Source organism: Streptomyces sp. NPDC005195 (assembly GCF_040608315.1).
Lineage (GTDB): Bacteria > Actinomycetota > Actinomycetes > Streptomycetales > Streptomycetaceae > Streptomyces > Streptomyces kaempferi.
The window spans coordinates 45,029-65,094 of record NZ_JBEXHZ010000031.1 but is presented as its reverse complement, the minus strand read 5'-3'; the positions used below and the strand labels follow the sequence as shown (position 1 = coordinate 65,094).

Annotated in this window: 15 protein-coding genes and 1 pseudogene; 12 read left to right on the top strand and 4 right to left on the bottom strand. The window is 71.0% G+C overall.

Annotated elements, in window-relative coordinates; all coding sequences use genetic code 11:
* Positions 1-1,133: 1,133 nt before the first annotated feature.
* The gene (locus ABZV34_RS26415) at positions 1,134-1,571 is read right to left on the bottom strand and encodes a helix-turn-helix domain-containing protein (RefSeq protein ID WP_356281444.1); all 438 of its coding nucleotides are present in this window, start codon (positions 1,569-1,571) and stop codon (positions 1,134-1,136) included.
* A 91-nt stretch (positions 1,572-1,662) separates the two neighbouring features.
* Between ABZV34_RS26415 and ABZV34_RS26410 the strand changes: the two genes are divergently transcribed.
* On the top strand, positions 1,663-2,685 hold the full coding sequence (locus ABZV34_RS26410; RefSeq protein WP_356281414.1) for a DJ-1/PfpI family protein: 1,023 nt from the start codon (positions 1,663-1,665) through the stop codon (positions 2,683-2,685).
* Between the two features lie 307 nt (positions 2,686-2,992).
* Here ABZV34_RS26410 and ABZV34_RS26405 read toward each other — a convergent pair.
* Positions 2,993-5,719, bottom strand: a pseudogene (locus ABZV34_RS26405) (multifunctional oxoglutarate decarboxylase/oxoglutarate dehydrogenase thiamine pyrophosphate-binding subunit/dihydrolipoyllysine-residue succinyltransferase subunit); the annotation flags it as partial.
* A 359-nt stretch (positions 5,720-6,078) separates the two neighbouring features.
* Between ABZV34_RS26405 and ABZV34_RS26400 the strand changes: the two are divergent.
* A complete protein-coding gene (locus tag ABZV34_RS26400; protein WP_356281411.1) occupies positions 6,079-6,522 on the top strand; it encodes a DUF6884 domain-containing protein in 444 nt (147 codons plus the stop codon).
* A gap of 449 nt (positions 6,523-6,971) precedes the next feature.
* The gene (locus tag ABZV34_RS26395) at positions 6,972-8,009 is read left to right on the top strand and encodes a TDT family transporter (protein ID WP_356281408.1); all 1,038 of its coding nucleotides are present in this window, start codon (positions 6,972-6,974) and stop codon (positions 8,007-8,009) included.
* 182 nt (positions 8,010-8,191) lie between these two features.
* Here the strand turns inward: ABZV34_RS26395 and ABZV34_RS26390 are convergent, their stop codons facing one another.
* The gene (locus ABZV34_RS26390) at positions 8,192-8,482 is read right to left on the bottom strand and encodes an SHOCT domain-containing protein (protein ID WP_356281405.1); all 291 of its coding nucleotides are present in this window, start codon (positions 8,480-8,482) and stop codon (positions 8,192-8,194) included.
* 300 nt (positions 8,483-8,782) lie between these two features.
* Here ABZV34_RS26390 and ABZV34_RS26385 point away from each other — a divergent pair, with 300 nt between their 5' ends.
* From ABZV34_RS26385 to ABZV34_RS26375, 3 genes are all read left to right on the top strand, one after another.
* The gene (locus tag ABZV34_RS26385) at positions 8,783-9,229 is read left to right on the top strand and encodes a hypothetical protein (protein ID WP_356281441.1); all 447 of its coding nucleotides are present in this window, start codon (positions 8,783-8,785) and stop codon (positions 9,227-9,229) included.
* A 108-nt stretch (positions 9,230-9,337) separates the two neighbouring features.
* A complete protein-coding gene (locus ABZV34_RS26380) occupies positions 9,338-10,177 on the top strand; it encodes an SDR family oxidoreductase (protein ID WP_356281402.1) in 840 nt (279 codons plus the stop codon).
* 122 nt (positions 10,178-10,299) lie between these two features.
* Positions 10,300-10,848 (top strand): gluconokinase, encoded by a 549-nt coding sequence (locus ABZV34_RS26375; RefSeq protein ID WP_356281399.1) that lies wholly within the window; start codon positions 10,300-10,302, stop codon positions 10,846-10,848.
* A gap of 212 nt (positions 10,849-11,060) precedes the next feature.
* Here ABZV34_RS26375 and ABZV34_RS26370 read toward each other — a convergent pair whose 3' ends face one another.
* The gene (locus tag ABZV34_RS26370) at positions 11,061-11,516 is read right to left on the bottom strand and encodes a DUF6325 family protein (protein ID WP_356281438.1); all 456 of its coding nucleotides are present in this window, start codon (positions 11,514-11,516) and stop codon (positions 11,061-11,063) included.
* Positions 11,517-11,694: 178 nt separating this feature from the next.
* Here ABZV34_RS26370 and ABZV34_RS26365 point away from each other — a divergent pair, with 178 nt between their 5' ends.
* From ABZV34_RS26365 to ABZV34_RS26340, 6 genes are all read left to right on the top strand, one after another.
* A complete protein-coding gene (locus ABZV34_RS26365) occupies positions 11,695-13,071 on the top strand; it encodes a hypothetical protein (protein WP_356281396.1) in 1,377 nt (458 codons plus the stop codon).
* Positions 13,072-13,136: 65 nt separating this feature from the next.
* The gene (locus ABZV34_RS26360; RefSeq protein ID WP_356281393.1) at positions 13,137-14,069 is read left to right on the top strand and encodes a cyclase family protein; all 933 of its coding nucleotides are present in this window, start codon (positions 13,137-13,139) and stop codon (positions 14,067-14,069) included.
* A 258-nt stretch (positions 14,070-14,327) separates the two neighbouring features.
* Positions 14,328-15,119 (top strand): YhjD/YihY/BrkB family envelope integrity protein, encoded by a 792-nt coding sequence (locus ABZV34_RS26355; RefSeq protein ID WP_356281390.1) that lies wholly within the window; start codon positions 14,328-14,330, stop codon positions 15,117-15,119.
* Between the two features lie 109 nt (positions 15,120-15,228).
* Entirely contained in the window at positions 15,229-16,806 is a 1,578-nt protein-coding gene (locus tag ABZV34_RS26350; RefSeq protein ID WP_356281387.1) for a GMC family oxidoreductase, read from the top strand.
* Positions 16,803-18,221 (top strand): DUF2252 domain-containing protein, encoded by a 1,419-nt coding sequence (locus tag ABZV34_RS26345; protein WP_356281384.1) that lies wholly within the window; start codon positions 16,803-16,805, stop codon positions 18,219-18,221. Before ABZV34_RS26350 ends, ABZV34_RS26345 begins: the two co-directional genes overlap by 4 nt.
* 13 nt (positions 18,222-18,234) lie before the next feature.
* The gene (locus tag ABZV34_RS26340; RefSeq protein ID WP_356281381.1) at positions 18,235-20,058 is read left to right on the top strand and encodes a glycoside hydrolase family 15 protein; all 1,824 of its coding nucleotides are present in this window, start codon (positions 18,235-18,237) and stop codon (positions 20,056-20,058) included.
* Positions 20,059-20,066 lie beyond the last annotated feature (8 nt).

Genomic DNA, 20,066 nt, shown 5'->3' with positions numbered 1-20,066 from the left:
GCGGAATTCCGGATAAAAGACCCGGGTGCGCCGGCAGGCGGCGCACCCGAGCGTGGTAAAGCGAAGCGATCAGGCCTGGACGGAGTACGGGCACTGACAGGCGGCCGACGTCAGGCGCACGTCTCCGGTGCGGCGCACCGCAATCTTCTTGGAGCCGGCCTTCTTACGCATGGCGACAGTCGACTTCATGACGGTCCTTTCTCGACGGTTGGCACACCGACCGGCGGTCGGCGGCAATCAAAGATCTTCCAGCCGGACCGTATGAACAAGGTTCGATCGCGCCAATCAGATCACCCGGGACGCGCGTCTCGAGGACAGCGTGCGCGGGAAAGCGTTTTCGCTCCCCGTATCGCCGCCGATGCCGCAGTTCACCGCTGATTCCGTCGCCGAACCCCACCGACATCGTTGCCGGGCGACAACGGAAGCCTGTTTTCCCACCTGGGGCCACGTGAAGTCCACGTACGGAATCGGAAACCCGCCGGCCGTGCCGCAGAAAACGGAGTGTGTTCCGCCGGATTCCGTTTCTTTCGAGCCCTGTTCTCCACGGCCTAAGGGAGGGCAATGAAATCGTCAAAGTATCGCCCGGTCGTCCTCCGTGCGCCGTTCCCCCGTCCCTCTGTACCTGAAGAAGGACGACCCGTTCCGGATATCGGACACGTCGACCGGACGGCGGGGGGCGCCGTCGGCCGCCCCCTCTCCTCCTCCGCTTCGGCCGCGGGTGTTCGGGCCGGCGCCACCGCGCCGCTCGGGCCTCACCGGCCCCGCGCCGCATGTGGGCATGTCCTCGTCAGTCGACCGCTTTCGGGATCTTGCCGTCGTGGGACGGCGTGCGGGCGGAAGCCGGCTCGCGGCGACCGCCGCGACCCGTGTCCGTCCAGGAGCGGGCGGAACGGGCTCACCGAAGGGGTGGGCGATGCGGAGACACCCAGCCCACACACTCGGGACACCCAGCCCACACACCCGAGCGACCGGACATGGCGGGCGGTCGTCCTCGCCCTCGACCGCTCCCGGCGCCGGAGGGGCCGACGGCGGATCCCGGTCGAACCGTCGTGGCCGATACGGGTCGCCGCAACCGGTCGCCAGGAAAGTCGTTGTGGAGGTTCCGGTCGAGGTCCAGGGGCATGCGGGGCGCCTCAGGGCCCGAACGGGTCTCCTCCTCCAGTACGGGCACCAGTCCGCCCCCCAAGGGGCTCGCCGCACTGGGCGCGGACGACCCGCGTCTCCACATCGGCGCCGCGGGTGTGCAGGAACCGCGGTGCGGGCGGCGGGTCACGCAGGTGCCGAAGGCCCCGGTCCCGGAGCCCGATCAGCACCGGCTCCAGTGCCTGCCCCGCGCCCGTCAGGTGGTACTCGAAGCGGGGAGGGCGGTCCTGATACTGGCGACGCTCCAGGATCCCCGCGGCCTCCAGGGATCTCAGCCGCTTGGTGAGAACGTCCCCCGGCGCTCCGGTGTTGGCGCGGATGCCGGCGTAGCGCCGGATTCCCACGCACACTTCGCGCAGCACCACGAGCGACCAGCGCTCCCCTACGAGATCGAGGGTCCCGGCTGTGGGGCAGGCGCGTGGCCGGATGTCGGACTTGCCGCGATCCTAGTTGGTTTGTTCTGCGAACTCACTGCGCATAGCATCGACCGTAACCCCGTGCCAGGTCCGGAGGCATTCGATGAACCACAAGCGCGCCGGAACCGACTCGCTCCTCGTGACGATCTTCGTCTTTCCCGGCGTCCGGCTGCTGGATGTGACCGGCCCGATCGAGGTGTTCACCTCGGCGAACGACTTCGGCGCGCACTACCGGTTGAACATGGTCTCGGTCGACGGGAACGAGGTGACGACGGCGGCGGGAACCCGTCTCGGCGTCGACATGGCCGTGGCGGACGCGCGGGAGACCAGTGACGTCCTGGTGGTTCCCGGCGGGCCGGCCTGGGATCGGATGATCAAGGATGACGCCCTGCTGGACACCGTGCGGACACTGGACGCGAATTCACGCTGCACGGCTTCCGTCTGTACCGGCGCCTTCCTGCTGGCCGCCGCCGGTCTGCTGGACGGCCGCAGCGCGGCCACCCACTGGCGCCACTCGCGGCAGTTGGCCCTGCGCTTCCCCGCCGTCGAGGTCAAGCCGGACGCGATCTTCGTGCGGGACGGAAAGGTGATGACCTCGGCCGGAGTCACCGCGGGCATCGACCTGTCGCTGGCACTCGTGGAGGAGCACTACGGGGCCGAAGTGGCCCGCGCGGTGGCCAAGGACCTGGTCGTCTTCATGCAACGGCCCGGTGGACAGTCCCAGTTCAGTGTGCGCGCCCGCGCCGCGCACACCCGCCAGGACATGCTCCGCCGGGTGCTGGACGCCGTGGCGGAGGACCCGGCAGCCAACCACACGCTGTCCGCCATGGCGCGCCGGGCCGGCGTCAGCTCCCGCCATGTGGCCCGGCTCTTCTGCGAGGAGCTGGGCATGACACCGGCCCGCTACGTGGAACAGGTCCGGCTGGAAGCGGCGCAGGCGATGCTGGAGTGCGGCGACGATCCCATGGCGGTGGTCGCCCGTCGTACGGGGTTCGGTTCGCCCGAGTCGCTGCGCCGGGCGTTCGTACGGAACCTCAAGGTGACTCCGGGTGTGTTCCGGGCCCGGTTCCACACCACCGGAGTGGCGGATGCCGGGGCGCCCGCCGCGTCGGGGGCCGACGGCTGAGCCGGCACTCGGAACGGGTCACGCCCGGCACCGCGAGCGGTCCTGTTCCTGTCCGCGCGGCACCGTGATCGGCCCTTGTGGCGTCCGAGGCCAGGCGGAGTTGCCGCCCCGCCTCGCAGGTGGATCCCCAACGGGCCGCCGCGGCAGACCTCTTGAACTCCCCGTCGGGACCTCACCGCAGTTCCCACGGCACCCCCGACCCGGGCGCCCTCGAGCAGCCCGGTGCGGCCCCCGCCCGGCGCGACTCCCCGCGCCGGGCCGAGCCGTCCCGGCCGAGCCCCCTGTCCCGGCCGGACCCTCGCGAACGTCAGGCGAACGCCCGCCCGACGAGGTCCCGTTGTTCGGCGGCGTGGCGGCGGGCGGACCCGCCTGCCGGAGCGGAGGCCGCCGGGCGGCTCACGCATCCCACGGGGGCCGGGACCAGGGAGGCCACACGCGGCGCGGCGAAGGTCCACGCACCCTGGTTGGCCGGCTCCTCCTGGACCCAGCGCACCTCGACGCCTGACGGATACCGGGACAGTTCCGCCCGCAACTCGTCGGCCGGGAAGGGGTACAGCCGCTCCAGCCGCACGATGGCGGTCCCGTCCTCTCCCGACTCACGCCGGTGCGCGTCCAGGTCGTAGAAGACCTTGCCCGAACACAGCAGTACCCGTCGGGTCCTGGCGGGGTCCTGTGCGGTGTCCGGGACGACCGGGAGGAAGGAGCCGTCGGTGAACTCCTCCAGTCCGGAGGTCGCGGCCTTCGACCGCAGCATGGACTTGGGAGTGAAGACCACCAGCGGCCTGCGGGCCGCGTCGAGGCCCTGTTCCCTGAGCAGGTGGAAGTAGTTGGCCGGCAGCGAGGGGTTGGCGACGGTCAGGTTGTCGTCGGCGCACAGTTGCAGGAACCGTTCGATGCGGGCGGAGGAGTGGTCCGGTCCCTGCCCCTCCAGGCCGTGCGGCAGCAGCAGCGTGACGCCCGACCGCTGCCCCCACTTCCGCTCCGAGGAGGCGATGTACTCGTCGACGACCGTCTGGGCGCCGTTGGCGAAGTCGCCGAACTGTGCCTCCCACAGCACCAGGGCGTCCGGCCGGGCCAGCGAGTAGCCGTATTCGAAGGCGAGCACGGCGAGTTCGGACAAGAGGGAGTCGTACGGCGTGAAACGCGCCGCTTCCGCACCGAGCGAGTCCAGGGGAGTGTGCTGGCGCCCCGTACGGCGGTCCGTGAGGACCGCGTGCCGCTGGCCGAAGGTGCCCCTCCGGGAGTCCTGCCCGGACAGCCGGACCGGCACTCCGTCCAGGAGCAGTGATCCGACCGCGAGCGCTTCCGCGGTGGCCCAGTCGATGTTCCCGCCGTCGAACATGGCTGCCCGCCGCTCCAGTTGGGGCAGCACGCGCGGGTGCGGGGTGAACTCACGCGGCAGGTCGATCTGGGTGCCCAGGATGTGCCGCAACGTCATCTCGGCGACGGCTGTCACCGTCCGGCGGACCGGAGGTTCCGCGACGTCACGGGCCACAAGCGGCTCGCGGCCGGGTGAGGACGCCCCCGCTGTCTCGGTGAAGGCCCGCTGGAGCTGATCGCGATAGCCCTGCCGGGCGCTCGCGGCTTCCTCCTCGCTGATCACCCCCGTGCTGTGCAGCGACTCCGCGTACAGCACCCGCACGGACGGCCTGGCGGCGATGCGGTCGTACATGGCCGGCTGCGTGATGGAGGGATCGTCGACCTCGCTGTGCCCGTGGCGCCGGTAACAGACCAGATCCACGACCACGTCCTTGTGGAACGCCTGGCGGTAGTCGAAGGCCAACTGCGCCACCCGGGCGACCGCTTCGGGATCGTCGCCGTTGACATGGAGGATGGGGGCCTCGACGGTCCGCGCGACATCGGTCGCGTACGTACTCGACCGGCCGACGGCGGGTGCGGTGGTGAACCCCAGCTGGTTGTTGATGACCAGGTGGACGGTACCGCCGGTGGCGTAGCCCGGCAGCTGCGACATGTTCAGCGTCTCCGCGACCACTCCCTGCCCCGCGAGGGCGGCATCGCCGTGGACCACCACGGGCAGTACGCCGGACAGCCCGTCCCCGTCCTCCGCGAGATCCTGCCGCCCCCGCACGACCCCCTGCGTCACGGGCCCCACGATCTCGAGGTGGGAGGGGTTCGCCACCACGGAGACCGCGATCGCGTGACCGTCCGGGGTGTGGAAGGTACCGTCGGCCCCGAGGTGGTACTTCACGTCGCCGGAGCCCTGAGCGGACCGGACGTCGACCGCGTCCTCGAACTCGTCGAAGATCTGGGCGTACGGCTTGCCCACGATGTTGGCGAGGACGTTCAGCCGCCCGCGGTGCGCCATCCCGATGACCACCTCGCGCATGCCCAGCCGGGCGGCGCGCTCGAGCACCGTGTCCAGCAGGACGATCGCGGACTCCCCGCCCTCGAGCGAGTACCGCTTCTGCCCGACGTACTTGGTGTGCAGGAACGTCTCGAAGGCCTCGGCGGATCCGAGACGGTACAGAATCCGCAGCTGCTCGGCGCGTCCCGGGCGGGGCGGCGGAACCTCCACGCGGCGCTGGATCCAGAGCCGCTCCTGCCGGCTCTGGATGTGCATGTACTCGATGCCCGTCGGGCCGCAGTACGCGTCACGAAGCGTCTTCAGGACCTCGCGGAGCGTCATCCGCTGGTTCCCCGCGAAACCGTCGACGGGGAATTCCCGGGCGATGTCCGCGGCATCGAGCCCGTGCACCGACGGCTCGAGGTCCGGGTGGTCGGCGGACGGCCCCGCGGACAGGGGGTCGGTGGCGGCCGCGAGGTGTCCGCGGACGCGGTACGAGTGGATCAGCGCGGCGACGCGGACCGCCTTGACCACGAGGTCGGCGTCCCTTTCCCGCTCCTGCCCCGTCGGCTTGTGCGAGGTCGCTCCGGCGGGCGCGGGTACGGCCTCCGGCGCCGTCGCGGACGCCCGGAAGTAGTCCCGCCACACTCGGTCGACGGAGTCGGGATCGCGGAGATACCGCTCACGGAACTCGTCGACGAGCCATTCGTTGATTCCGAATTCCACCTGGTGCGGGATGGACAGAGCACTGCCTGATCGTGATGCCACGGCGTAGAACGCCTTCTTTCCACATACGGAGACCGTCGCGGGCGGCGTGGCCAGCCGACCACGCCGCCGTTGGGGCCGAGGTGGTCCGCGGCGATGAGGACCGTCGACCTCGTGCGCTGATCTCGAGGCTACGAGGGCTCCGCGACACGACGGGATACGCGAGGGTGCCAGGACTGCGGCAGATCAGGACGTGTCCCCGCGCGCGTCCACGGCATGTCCGGATGTGAGGGCCCGGTGTCTCCCGGTACGGCCATGACCGTCGCCGCGTGCGGCGTTGTCTCAGCGAATTCCGTCTTCACCCGGACCTGGGAGGGACCTGTATGACTCCGGACGAACACACCGGCGGCGGCGCCCCGGAACTGATCGTCATCCCCTGTGGAGCGCGCAAACTGGACCACCGCGCGCGGGCCGCGGACATGTACGTCGGCTCCTACCACCGCGCGTGCCGAAGGGCCGCCGAGGCACTCCGGCCGGATCGGCTCGTGATCCTCTCCGCCCGCTACGGTCGGCTCGGTCTCGACGACGAGATCGACCCCTACGACACGGCGCACGGCGCCGCCGACGCGGTGACCGCCCGTCTGCTTCGGGAGCAGGCGGCTGAGCGCGGCATCACGGACCTCGACCCCGTCATGGTGCTCGGCGGTGCCCGTCATGTCACTCTCGCCAAGGCCGTGTGGCCGCACGCCCTGACCCCGCTGAGCGGTACGCGCGGCATGGGTGAGCAGGTGGCGCGACTGGCGGCGATGGCGCGCGCGGCGGGCTGACGGACTCTGTGGGACGGACCCTGTGGGACGGACTCTGTGGGACGGACTCCGTGCCACGGGTCGCGCGCCACGGTCGCCGCGCCACGGTCACCGCGCGACGGGGGCCGCGTGACAGGAGCCGTCGCGGCCCAGGTGCGGGCGGCAGGCGTCGCCAGGTCCTGATGTGAGGGTGTTGTGGCACTCGGTGTCATGTGGAGGGAACGGGAGGCGGCCATAGCCTCGTCAGGCCAACGGGCCGACGGACTTGGCCGCGACCCGCGTTCTGTTGGGCTGGGGCCCCGGACGGACGGTTCACGACGGTGCTTACCCAGACGAGGAAAGAGGCGTTCCACGCCGTGACACCCCACCCCAGCAGTGCCCGAGCCGTCCCTACCGAGGACGATGCGGCCCCGGGAGTTCCGCTTCCAGCCCGTCCACGGCTGCCCACGGCGAACGCGGCAGGCCGTCCGGTGTTCGGCCCCAGTTGGTTCGCGGCGGTCATGGGCACCGGCATCGTCGCGAACGCGGTGGTCACCCTGCCGCGGAGCCTGCCCGGTCTGCGGACCGCCGCCACGGTGGTCTGGTCGGGAGCCGGCCTGCTGCTCGTCGTACTGGCGGTCGGGTACGTACGTCAGAGGGCGCTGCGACTGCACGCCGCCGATCCGGCGCAGTCTCAGTTCTTCGGCGCGCCGGCCGTGGCCCTCCTGACGGTGGGCGCCGGGGCGTTGCAGCTCGGCGGGCCGGTGATCGGGGAACGGGCCGCGCTGGACGTGGACTTGGCGCTGTGGTCGGCCGGAACCGTACTCGGTCTCGCCACGGCCGTCACGGTGCCGTATCTGATGGTCACCCGGCACCGGTTCGCGCCGGACGCGGCGTTCGGCGGCTGGCTGATGCCGGTGGTACCGCCGCTGGTCTCCGCCACGACGGGCGCGCTGCTCGTCCCGCACATGCCCGCCGGGCAGCCGCGGCTGGCCCTGGTGCTCGGCTGCTACGCGATGTTCGGGCTCGGACTGGTGGCCGCGCTGCTGGTGCTGGCCATGGTCTACAGCCGCCTGGTGCACCATGACGCGCCCACCGGTGCGATGGTGCCCACGGTGTGGATCGGACTGGGCGCGCTGGGGCAGATCGTGACGGGGCTGGGTGCGCTGGCCATGGCCGCGCCGGGCGCGCTGCCCACACCGTACGTGCACGGCACGGCGGTTCTCGCGCTGCTGGGCGGAGTCGGGGTGTGGGGCTTCGCCATGCTGTGGCTGGCACTCGCCACGGCGCTGACCGTACGGGAGTTCAGGGCGGGGCTGCCCTTCGCGCCCACTTGGTGGTCTTTCATCTTCCCCCTCGGCGCCTGCGTCACCGGCACCTCGGCCCTCGCGGCCCGTACCGGCTCCCAGGTGTTCGTCTGGGCTGCCGTCGTCCTCTATACGCTGCTCGTCGCGGCCTGGGCCGTGGTGGCCTACCGCTCGCTGCGGCACGCCGGCGCGCACACGGGCGGGCGGCGGAGCCGGGCGTAGCCCGTCGGCTCGGCGCGGGGTCGTCGGCCTCGCGCGCGGGCGCCCTCTTCAAACTTCCAGCCCAGTTCATGGATGTTGACGACGACCCGTTCGTCATCGTCGAGGAGGTCACCGCTCTCCAGGGGGACGGCAGTCCTGTCGTCGTCGAAGACGTCGACGACGACGCGGTGCGCCGGCGTTCGTCAGTCGCTCAGGATCCTGCGCTTCTGGTCCGCGAACTCGGCCTCGGTGAGCACGCCTTGGGCCTTGAGTTCGCCGAGCCGCTTCAGCTGGTCGATCTTGTCGTTCACGTCGTCGGTCAGGGGGGCCGACGGGGGGAGCGGGGGAGTGGCGACGAGGGACGGGGCGGCGGGCTCCGGAGGGGCCTGCTGGGCCCAGCGACCCTGCTGGCGGCGCGAGACGCGGTTCGACACGGCCGTGGCCGTGCCCGCCACCACGGCTGTGCGGGCGACTCCGCGGAGGAGACCTGGCATGGCGGTTTCCTTTCTCACCGGAGCCGTGGGGAAGGAACAGCTCCGCCTGTCGGCGCGCGCATCCCGGCGCGGGACGCGTCCGTGAGACGCGTCCAAAAGACATGTTCATTGGACCACCGCGTGAATTCCCGCGCACTTCCGTACCGCGGTTCTTTCCATGGACCGCTCCTGTGCACAGGGCGTGAATGGCGACGTTCTGCCGGTCGGTGTTTCTCGTGGCAAGCTGATATCTGGCCACCGGCCGGTGACAGGTCGGTGGCGAGGCCTATGCGGGAGGAGCTCGAAATGGCCACGACCGGAATGCACCAGCAGCACGACACCGGAAGCCGTAGCGAAAGCCACGGTGAAGGAATCTGGGTGTCCAGCTGGACCGCCTTCGCCGCAATCATGATGATCTTCGGCGGAGCGATGGCGATATTCCAGGGGATCGCCGCCATCGTCAAGACCGACGTCTTCGTCGTCACCCGCAACTACGCCTACACCTTCGACATGACGGGCTGGGGCTGGATCCACCTCGTCCTAGGTGTCCTGGTCGTCCTCGCCGGTGTCGCCCTGTTCCGCGGGGCGATGTGGGCGCGTATCACCGGAATCGTGCTGGCAGGCCTGTCGATGGTCGCCAACTTCCTGTGGCTGCCGTACTACCCGGTCTGGGCCATCGTGCTGATCGCCGTGGACGCCTTCGTCATCTGGGCACTGTGCATCGGAGCGCGGGACGCCCGGGACGTCCGGGACGTCCGTACCCCGTAACCGACCGCCCCCGTCCTGGACGGCCCGACGACCCGCGGGACGGGCGTCGGGCCGTCCGGCTCGGACCGGGCACTCCGGCCGACTGACGGCACCCACAAGGAGAGACGCGTGGAGAACAGTGGCAGTGACGGTCGCCCGCCCTTGGCCCACCAGCTCCTCAAGGGGCAGAAGGCGCTGGTGACGGGCGCCAATTCGGGTATCGGGAAGGCCACGGCGATCGGCCTGGGGCGGGTGGGCGCCGATGTGGTGGTGAACTATGTGGCAGGGCGGGACGCCGCGGAAGAGGTGGTGCGCGAGATCGAGTCCTTCGGCGTCCGCGCCTACGCGCACGAGGCGGACGTGTCGCAGGAGGACCAGGTCGTCGACATGGTGTCGCGCATGGTCGGGGAGTTCGGGACCGTCGACGTCATGGTCGCGAACGCGGGACTCCAGCGCGACGCCGCCCTCACCGACATGACCATGGAGCAGTGGCAGAAGGTGCTGGACGTCAATCTGACCGGACAGTTCCTCTGTGCCCGCGAGGCGGCCAAGGAGTTCAAGCGCCGGGGCGTCGTCCCGGAGGTGTCCCGCTCCGCCGGGAAGATCGTCTGTATGAGCTCGGTCCACCAGATCATCCCCTGGTCGGGCCACGTGAACTACGCGTCCTCCAAGGGCGGGGTGCAGATGCTCATGGCGACCCTCGCGCAGGAGCTCGCCCCGTACGGGATCCGGGTGAACGCCGTCGCCCCGGGAGCGATCCGCACCCCCATCAACCGCAGCGCCTGGGACACCCCCGGGGCCGAGGCGGATCTGCTCCGGCTCATCCCCTACGGCCGCGTCGGCGACCCGGAGGACATCGCGAACGTGGTGGCCGTGGTGGCCTCCGACCTCTTCGACTACGTCGTGGGTTCCACGATCTACGTGGACGGCGGAATGACCCTGTTCCCCGGGTTCGCCACGGGCGGCTGACCCGCGCCGCGCTGCGGCCGCCGACAGCGGTCACAGCGGTCGGCGGTCAGCGGTCAGCAGGAGCAGCAGTCACCAGTCATCGGGGGCCATGTGAACAGCCGGCTGAGGGAGCGACGGGGGCTGTGACCGGGCCCGGAGCCAGGAGGCGGCCGCCGATCGTCGTGGTGCTGGGGGTGTCGGGTTCCGGGAAGTCCACCGTCGGCAAGGCGATCGCGCAGGAGTTGCGCGTGCCGTTCGTCGAGGGCGACGACGCCCATTCCGCCGCGAACATCGCCAGGATGGCCGCCGGCCACCCGCTGGACGACGCCGACCGCGAGCCCTGGCTGCGGAGCCTCGCCGCGCGCGTCCGCCGGTCGGCCGAGGCCGGGGAGGGGCTGGTCCTCGCCTGTTCGGCGCTCAGGCGCGCGTACCGCGACGAACTCCGGGCGGCCGCCGGCCCCGGGCTCTGGTGTCTCTACCTCGCTCTGGACCGGGACATCGCACGGGACCGTGTGGCGCGGCGCACCGGTCACTTCATGCCCGCCCGGCTGGTCGACTCCCAGTTCGAGACGCTGGAGCCGCTGGAACCGGACGAGCCCGGCCTGACCGTCGACGCCACCGCGGCCCTTCCGGCGAACGTCGCCCTGGTGTCGGCCGCCGTCGGGCACTACGCGGACCGAACGGCCGACTGACGCGTCGGCACGGTCGGCGCGGCCGGAGGGGTCGGGCCGGGCGGCCGGCGGATCGGCACGGCCGGCCGAAGGGGCAGCCCGATCGGCCGCGGGGCAGTCCGGCCTGGTGAGGAGACGGCCCGTTTCAAGGCCAAGGCGATGTCACTTCGGCCCAGGCCGAACCCGGCACCGTGGAGGACGGGCCACGGACCGCGGGCCACGGACCGCGACCGCTAGGCCCTCGCCGGCCGTGCGCTGTCGGTCGCGTCCAGTGCGGCCAGGACGTCCGGCATCGGGATCCGTCCGGAGGCCACCAGTTGCGCGCCGCCGCGGCGCAGGGCGGTGGCGAAGGGCGCGGCCCACAGGTTCTCGTAGACCAGGATTCCGGCGGAGTTGCCCGGTTCCAGGGCGTGGCCCGCCTCCTCGATGTCGTCCTCGTCCAGCAGCCCGGAGGACACGCCTTCGAAGACGGCGAGGTCCAGAGCCCCGTCACCGGTGAGATCGGCGATCTCCAAGCCGGTCACCGATCCGTCGTCCTCCTTTCTGACGAACATCAGATCGAGGATCCGGATGAGGCCGCGGTCCACCAGATCGACGAGCAGCGGAAATCCCTCGCCGGTCATGCGGCTGCCGGGGAACTCGACGACCACGTAGTCGATCGGCCCCATTTCGATGAATTCATCGCGCATCGATTCGCTCACGGCTTCACTCCTGGATGGTCCCTGCACGGTCATGGAGTTCCCGGAATTCCCGCTGTTCCCGCCTGCCATTGCAACATCGGACGGAACCGGTCGCACCTCGGTGCGCCATTCACCCGCCGGACCCGTCCGGGTCGCCGGATCGGGGCCGCGGGGCTCTCGTGGACCCATGACCAGCAGCACACCTCCGCCCGATCCGGACCGGCGTCCCGCGGCCGCGGGAGGCGACGCACCACGGCTCTCGGCGGGGGAGCGCACCGAACTGGACCGGCTGCGGCACCGGGTCAGCGTCCTCGAGAGCGCCGGACCGGCGGGGGCCGCGCGGCACCACTGGGCGCGGTCGACGGGTTCGGTCCTGCTGATCCTCCTCGCCTCGCTGCTGTCGCTGCTGTCCGTCGTCGCGGTCTGGGCGGACAGCATCGTGCGGGACACCGACCGCTACGTCGCCACCGTCGGCCCGCTGGCACGCAATCCGGACGTGCGGAAGGCGGTCACCGACCGGGTCACGACGGCGGTCCTGGCCCAGATCGACGTGGAGAAGCTGGTCAAGGACCTGGAGCGGGCGGCTTCGGAGAAGGGTGCCCCCACCGGGGCGGCCAAGCTGCTCGGCGGCCTCACCGGGCCGATCACGAGCGGCTTGAAGAGCCTGGTCGGCGACAACGTGGAACGGGTGGTCGCCGGAAAGGCGTTCGAGACCGTGTGGGTGGACGCGAACCGCAGGGCCCACGCGGCCCTGGACAAGGCCCTGACAGGCGAGTCGGGCGGCGCGGTGTCCGTCGAGAACGACCAGGTCGCCATCGACGTGGCACCCCTCGTGCAGCAGGTGAAGGACCGGCTCGTCAGCGCCGGTCTGCAGCCGGCGGCCCTGATCCCGGCCGTGCACACGGACTTCGTCGTGTTCGCGTCGAAGGACATCGGCAGGATCAGGACCTATCTGAGAGTGCTGGAGATCATGGGCGACTGGCTGCCGGTTGTCGCCGTGCTGATCGCCGCACTGGGGGTGTACCTGGCCGCCGACCGCCGCCGGGCCCTGATCGGAGCAGGCGCCGGGGTGTTCGTCGCCATGGTGGTGCTCGGCGTGGCGCTCACCGGCATGAGGGCGGTCTACCTCGACCGTCTGCCCGTGGGCGCCTCGCGCGCCGCCGCCGCTGCGGTGTTCGACGCGCTGGTGAGGTTCCTGCGGTCCGGTGTACGGGCGGTCGGCGCGCTCGCTCTGGTGACGGCCGCCGGTGCCTTCCTCGTGGGGCCGTCCCGAACCGCCGTCCTCGTCCGTACGGGCTGCGGCAGAGGGATCGGGGCCGTGCGCGACGCGGCCGTGTCGGCGGGGCTCCCGCTGCGCGCGGTCGGCGCATTCGCGCACCGCTTCAAGCGGTGGATCGGCGTCGCGATCCTGCTCGTCGCCGCGATCGTCCTGTTCACCTGGAACTACCCGACCACGGCGGTCGTGGTGTGGACACTGGTGATCGTGCTGGCCGCCTTCGCGATCCGCGAGTTCCTCGACACCGGTCCCGTCTCCACCCCGTCCGCCGGCCCCCACCTCCCTTGACGCGGTGGCCACAGGGCCCGGCAACTCGGCGTGCCGGACTCCGGCAGCTGTCGGATGGTGGGGACATGCGGACGTCCGACGAGCTCAGCGAGGCCGAATTCCGGTCGCTCCACCGACACCTGCGCGCCGTGGCCCCCGGTGCCTCCACACCCCGGGGCGCCCTGGACACGATCACCGAGGAGCAGGTACTGGCGGCGGTCGCCGAGGTGCGGTCGGGGCGTGCCGTCTCGCTCGCCGCCCCCGTGGAGACCCGTACCGAACCCGACGACGCCGATCCGGCCGAACACCGGCTCACCGCTCCACCCGACGGCAAACCGGCGCCGAGCGGACTGGACTTCGCGCGCGACCGCTTCGCCATGAACGTCCACGGCGACGTGGACAGCCACCTCGACGCGCTGTGCCACGTCATCTACGACGGCACCCTGCACGGCGGCATACCCGCGACGGACGCGCTGTCGCCGGACGGATCGAGCGCCCTGTCCGTCGAGCTGGCCCGCGACGGCATCGTCGGACGCGGTGTCCTGCTGGACATCCCCCGGCTGTACGGCCTCTCCTGGCTCGAACCCGGAGCGAACGTGACCTGCGACGACCTCATCGCCGCCGAGGCACGGCAGGGGATACGGGTGCGCCGGGGCGACATCGTCCTCGTACGGGTCGGCCACCGCAGGCGCCGTGAGGAACTGGGCCCGTGGGACGTGGCCCGCGCCCGTGCCGGACTGCACCCGACCGCCCTGGAGTTCCTGGCCTCGCGGCAGGTGGCCGTCCTCGGCAGCGACGGCAACAACGACACCGCCCCCAGCGCGGTCCAGGGGGTCGCGTTCCCGGTACATGTGCTCGCCGTCCACGCGATGGGGCTGCATCTCCTCGACTATCTGCGGTTCGAGGACCTCGCGCCGATCTGCGCGCGCGAGGGCCGCTGGACGTTCCTCTGCGTGATCGCCCCCCTCCGGCTGCCCGAGGCGACCGGTTCCCCCGTCAATCCGCTCGCCATCCTGTGACGGGGTGACCGCGCGCGCCTCACCCGTACGGCGCAACGGTGCTCGTGCCGTGGGGCCGCCGGGCGCGGCGGACCGCACCCTGGTGGCGCGGTGGCGCCTCCGGGCGTGAGGAGCAGGCCCGACCCGGGGAGCAGGATGCGCGAAGGCAGAGGGTCCGGCCCGCCGACGGGCGACGGGGTGAGCGGCCGGCGTGGACGGGCGGAGGGTCCCGGGCCCCGGTTGCCTCGGCTGAGACGTGCCGCCGAGACGCGGTTCCCGGTGATCATCCGCGTCACCTCCCACCTGATCGCGGTCAACCTGCTCGACTCCGCGACGCGGTTGGCGGCCCAGGCCTTCCTGACCGCCGTCCCCCTGCTCTTCATGGTCGCCGCGTTCGCTCCGCAGTCGGTGCGCGAACAGATCCTCGTCTCCTTGGAGGACGTCCTCGGCATCAACGGCGTCGCCGACCAGCAGGTGAAAAAGGTCTTCGACGCCGACCCCGGAAGTCTGCGGCAGAGCACCGGCGTCGTGAGCGGGCTGATGGTGCTGATCTCCGCCACCGCGTGCAGCCGAGCCATGCAGCGGCTGTGCCAGCGGGCCTGGCGGATGCCGGGCGCGGGCACCAGGATCGCCGCCTGGAGATGGCCCGTGTGGATCGCCGCCTGGCTGGCCATGCTGATTCTGCAGGGCCCCCTGCGGGACGGATTCGGCGTGGGGACCTGGCTCGGACTGCCGCTGCTGCTGGTCACCGAGGTGGGCGTGTGGTGGTGGACCCAGCACCTGCTGCTGGCCGCACGTGTCCCCTGGGCCCCGTTGCTGCCCGGCGCGCTGCTCACGGGCGCCGCTGTCACCGCGCTGACGGTGACCGCCAAGCTGTACGTGCCCGTGGCGCTCAACCGCAGCCTGGACAAGTACGGGTCGCTGGGCGCCGTCTTCACCCTGCTGTCGTGGCTGATCTCGCTCTGCGTCGTGGTGGCCGTCGGTATCACCGCCGGGGCGGTGATCGCACGGGAACCCGCCGTGTCCCGCCGCCTCGGCTCACCCGACTGGCCCAACTCGCCGGGACCATGACCCAGGGATACCTTGGTCGTCGAGGAAGTCGTCGAGGAAGTCGTCGGGTAATCATCCCCTCTCGAGCCGCCCGGCAGGACCGGACCATGTTCCGAGGACGGTGGCCGGCATGACCGATACGCACTACGACGTCATTGTTGTCGGAACCGGCGCGGGCGGAGGCACCCTCGCCCATCGATTGGCGCCCACCGGGAAAAGAATCCTTCTTCTCGAAAGGGGCGGCTATCTTCCCCGGGAACGCGACAACTGGGATTCCACCGCGGTCTTCGTCAAAGGGAAATATCGGGCTCCGGAATTCTGGTTCGACAAACACGGGGACCCGTTCCCGCCCGAGGTCAACTACTACGTGGGCGGCAACACCAAGTTCTTCGGCGCCGCTCTCTTCCGGCTGCGCCCCGAGGACTTCGGTGAACTCCGCCACCACGACGGCATCTCGCCCGCCTGGCCACTGCGCTACGACGAGCTGGAGCCGTACTACACCCAGGCCGAACACCTCTACCGGGTGCACGGCCGGCACGGCGAGGACCCCACGGAGGGCGCGGCAGGCGCCCAGTACGCGTACCCGCCCGTCCAGCACGAGCCGCGGATCCAGCGGCTCAGCGACGACCTGGAGAAGCAGGGACTGCACCCCTTCCACCTCCCCATCGGGGTCGACCTCACCCAGGACGGACGGGGCGGCGCCGCGCACGGCAGCGCCTGTATCCGCTGCGACCGGGTCGACGGCTTTCCCTGCCTGCTCGGCGCGAAGTCCGACGCCCAGGTCATCTGCGTCGATCCCGCCCTCGCCCACGCCAACGTCGAGCTGGTCACCCACGCGGACGTGCGGCGCCTCGAGACCGACCCGGGCGGCCGGAGCGTCACCAAGGTCGTCGCGACGGTGGGTGACGGCTCCACCGCGGAGTTCCGCGCCGACATCGTGGTCGTCGCCTGCGGGGCGGTCAACTCGGCTGTTCTGCTGCTGCGTTCGGCCAATGACCGGCATCCGCGGGGCCTGGCCAACAGCTCCGACGTCGTCGGCCGGCACTATATGCGGCACAACAACCTGGCCCTGATGGCCATTTCCAGGGAACCGAACGACACCACGTTCCAGAAGACCCTGGCGCTGAACGACTGGTACCTGGGATCCGACGACTGGGACCACCCGCTCGGCGGCATCCAGATGCTCGGCAAGTCCGACTCCGCGCAGATCCACGGCGAGGCACCCCGCTGGGCCGGGGCCGTCACCCCCGACATGCCCTTCGAGGTGATCGCCCATCACGCCGTCGACTTCTGGCTGTGCGGAGAGGACCTGCCCGTCGCCGGCAACCGCGTCAACCTGGACCGGGACGGCGGCATCCACCTCGCCCTCGACGAGAAGAACAACATCGCCGGGCTCCAGCGGCTGCGGCACAAGCTCCAGGGCATGCTCGGTCACCTGGGCATGCACGAGCACCACCTGTTGTCCCACAGCATCTACCTGCACAAGGGCATGCCCATCGGCGCCACCGCGCACCAGGCGGGCACCGTCCGCTTCGGCACCGACCCCCGCGCCTCGGCCCTCGACGTGCACTGCAAGGCCCACGACCTCGACAACCTCTACGTCGTCGACACGAGCTTCTTCCCGAGCATCGGAGCGGTCAACCCCTCACTGACCGCCATCGCCAACGCCCTGCGCGTCGGCGACCACATCGCGGAGCGACTGCGGTGAACTCCTCCTTCACGGCCGACAGCGGCACCCGGCACCGCACACCGCGGGAACGAGCGGCACTCGGCAAGGAAGCCCGCTCCCGCGTGCCCCGCTCCAGCCACGCGGATTTCGCGCCCACGGCGAAGCGGCGCGACCCGGTGGACGTCATCGAGGCACAGTCGGCGACCAGGATCCCCGAGCTCGTACCGATCCGCTACGGCAGGATGACCGAGTCACCGTTCCGCTTCTACCGGGGAGCGGCCGCCGTCATGGCGGAGGACCTCGCCGACACCCCCCGGACCGGCATCAGGACACAACTCTGCGGCGACGCGCACCTGTTGAACTTCCGGCTGCTGGCCTCGCCCGAGCGCCGCCTGATGTTCGACATCAACGACTTCGACGAGACGCTGCCCGGCCCCTGGGAATGGGACGTCAAGAGGCTCACCGCCAGCTTCGTCATCGCCGGCCGGGCCAACAACTTCAGCGCCAAGGAACGGGCCGGCATCGTACGCTCGACGGTGCGGTCCTACCGCGAGTGGATGCGGCACTTCGCCGAGATGGGCAATCTCCCCGTGTGGTACGCCCAGTTCGACGAGAACTGGGTGTGGACGCACTTCATCCAGGACGTGAGCGCACGGGCCCGCGACCGCTGGACGCAGTCGGTGAACAAGGCGCGCACCCGCGACAGCCTCCAGGCCTTCGGCAAACTCACCCACCTCGTCGACGGGAAGACGCGCATCGCCGCCGGGCCGCCGCTGATCACCCCGTTCGAGGACCTGCTCGCGGACGTGGAACGCGGCGCGCTGGAGAAACAGATCCGCCGCATGATCGAACGGTACGGCCGGAGCCTCCAGCCGGACCGCCGGTTCCTGATGGAGCACTACCGCGTCGTCGACATGGCCCGCAAGGTGGTCGGGGTCGGCAGCGTGGGCACCCGCTGCTGGATCGTCCTCCTGCTCGGCCGCGACGACAGGGACCCGCTGCTCCTCCAGGCCAAGGAGGCGGGCAGATCCGTCCTCGCGCCCTTCGTCGGCGCGGACGGCCACCGGACCCAGGGCGAGCGCGTGATCTCCGGCCAGCGGCTGATGCAGGCCACCAGTGACATCTTCCTCGGCTGGGAACGGGCCGAGGCGATCGACGGCGGCCGACGGGACTTCTACATACGGCAGTTGCGCGACTGGAAGGGCATCGCCGAGCCCGGCTCGATGGTGCCGGCCGGGATGCGCGCCTTCGGTGAACTCTGCGGCGCCACGCTGGCCCGCGCGCACGCGAGGTCGGGCGACCGGATCGCCATCGCCGCGTATCTGGGCGCGGGCGACGTCTTCGACCGCGCGCTGGTGACGTTCGCCGAGCGGTACGCCGACCAGAACGAGCGGGACCACCAGGCACTCGTGGACGCCGTCCGTACAGGGCGGGTGACAGCCGAGGCGGCCTGACAAGGAGACCAGCATGGATCGTTACCCGCCCATCGCCGACCACGGCCTCATCGGGGACCTCCAGACCGCGGCGCTGGTGTCCTCCCACGGTGTCATCGACTGGTTCGCGGCGCCGCGCTTCGACTCTCCCAGCGTCTTCGCGGCCCTGCTGGACCACGACGACGGCGGTCACTTCCTGCTGGCCCCCGAGAGCCCCGAGGGGACCTGGAAACAGCTCTACTACCCGGACAGCGCCGTCGTGGTGACCCGCTTCATGTCACCCGACGGGGTCGGCGAGATCATCGACCACATGCCGGTCCGGCCCGGCCCGACGCCGGCCGACCGGCACAGTATCGTCCGCGTCGTCCGCGCGGTGCGCGGCACCGTGCGCTTCGTCCTCGCATGCCGGCCGCGGTTCGACTACGCGCGGCTCCGGCACGAACTCGACCTGACCGCCGAAGGGGCGACGTTCCGCGCCCCGGGCGTGACCGCCCATCTGCAGGCCACCATGCCGCTCGAACGGGACGGGCACGACGTCCGGGGAAGCGTCACCCTCAGCGACGGGGAGACGGCGGCCGTGGTGTTCACCACGTGCGACCCCGGCGGGGAGGCGCCACCGCCCCCCACCGACGAGGGGATCACCGAAGGGCTCTGGGAGAACGTCGACTTCTGGCAGAAGTGGGTGCGCACCTCGCGCTACCGCGGCCGCTGGACGGAGATGGTGCACCGCTCCGCGATCACCCTCAAGCTCCTCACGTACGCCCCCACGGGCGCGCCGGTCGCCGCCGCCACCATGGGACTGCCCGAACAGGTCGGCGGGGAGCGCAACTGGGACTACCGGTACACCTGGGTACGGGACGGCTCCCTGTCGGTGCGGGCCCTGCTCGACCTCGGCTTCGTGGAGGAGGCCACCCGCTTCACCCGCTGGCTCGGCGACCGGCTGGGCGCCTGGGAGGGACCGGACGGCGAACCCCTCCAGATCATGTACCGGGTCGACGGCGACCCCCGCCTGACGGAGGAGATCCTGGGGCACTTCGAGGGCTACCGCGGCTCCTACCCGGTGCGGGCCGGCAACGCGGCCTCCGGCCAACTGCAGCTCGACATCTACGGCGAGGCCCTCTACGCGCTGGCCGAGAGCCGCTCGGTCGGCGAACAGGCCGGCTACCACGGGTGGAAGGGCCTGGCCCGCACCCTGGACTGGCTGGCCGACTCCTGGGACCGGCCCGACGAGGGCATCTGGGAGACCCGCGGCGGACGCAAGGACTTCACCTACAGCCGGGTGATGTGCTGGGCCGCCTTCGACCGCGGCCTGAAGCTGGCGGCCGAGTTCAGCAGGCCCGCCGACACCGTCCGCTGGACCCGGGCCCGGGACGAGATCCTCGAACAGGTCATGGAGCGCGGCTGGAACGAGAGGGAACAGGCCCTGGTCCAGCACTACGGCGGCGACGTCCTGGACGCCTCACTGCTGCTCGCCCCCCGCGTCGGGTTCCTGGCCCCGCGCAGTCCCGCCTGGCTCAACACGCTCGACGCCATGGACCGCGTCCTCGTCTCCGACAGCCTCGTCTACCGCTACGACCCCGAGGCCTCCCCGGACGGACTGCGCGGCTGCGAGGGGACGTTCAGCCTGTGCACGTTCCTGTACGTCGACGCCCTCGCCCGCGCGGGACGCCTCTCCCAGGCCCGCTACGCCTTCGAGAAGATGCTGACGTACGCGAACCATGTCGGCCTGTTCGCCGAGGAGATCGGCCCCAGCGGGGAGCAGCTCGGCAACTTCCCCCAGGCCTTCACCCATCTCTCGCTCATCATGGCCGCTACCACGCTGGACGAGGCGCTCGACGCCCTCCGCCCCGGTCGCTGAAGGGTTCG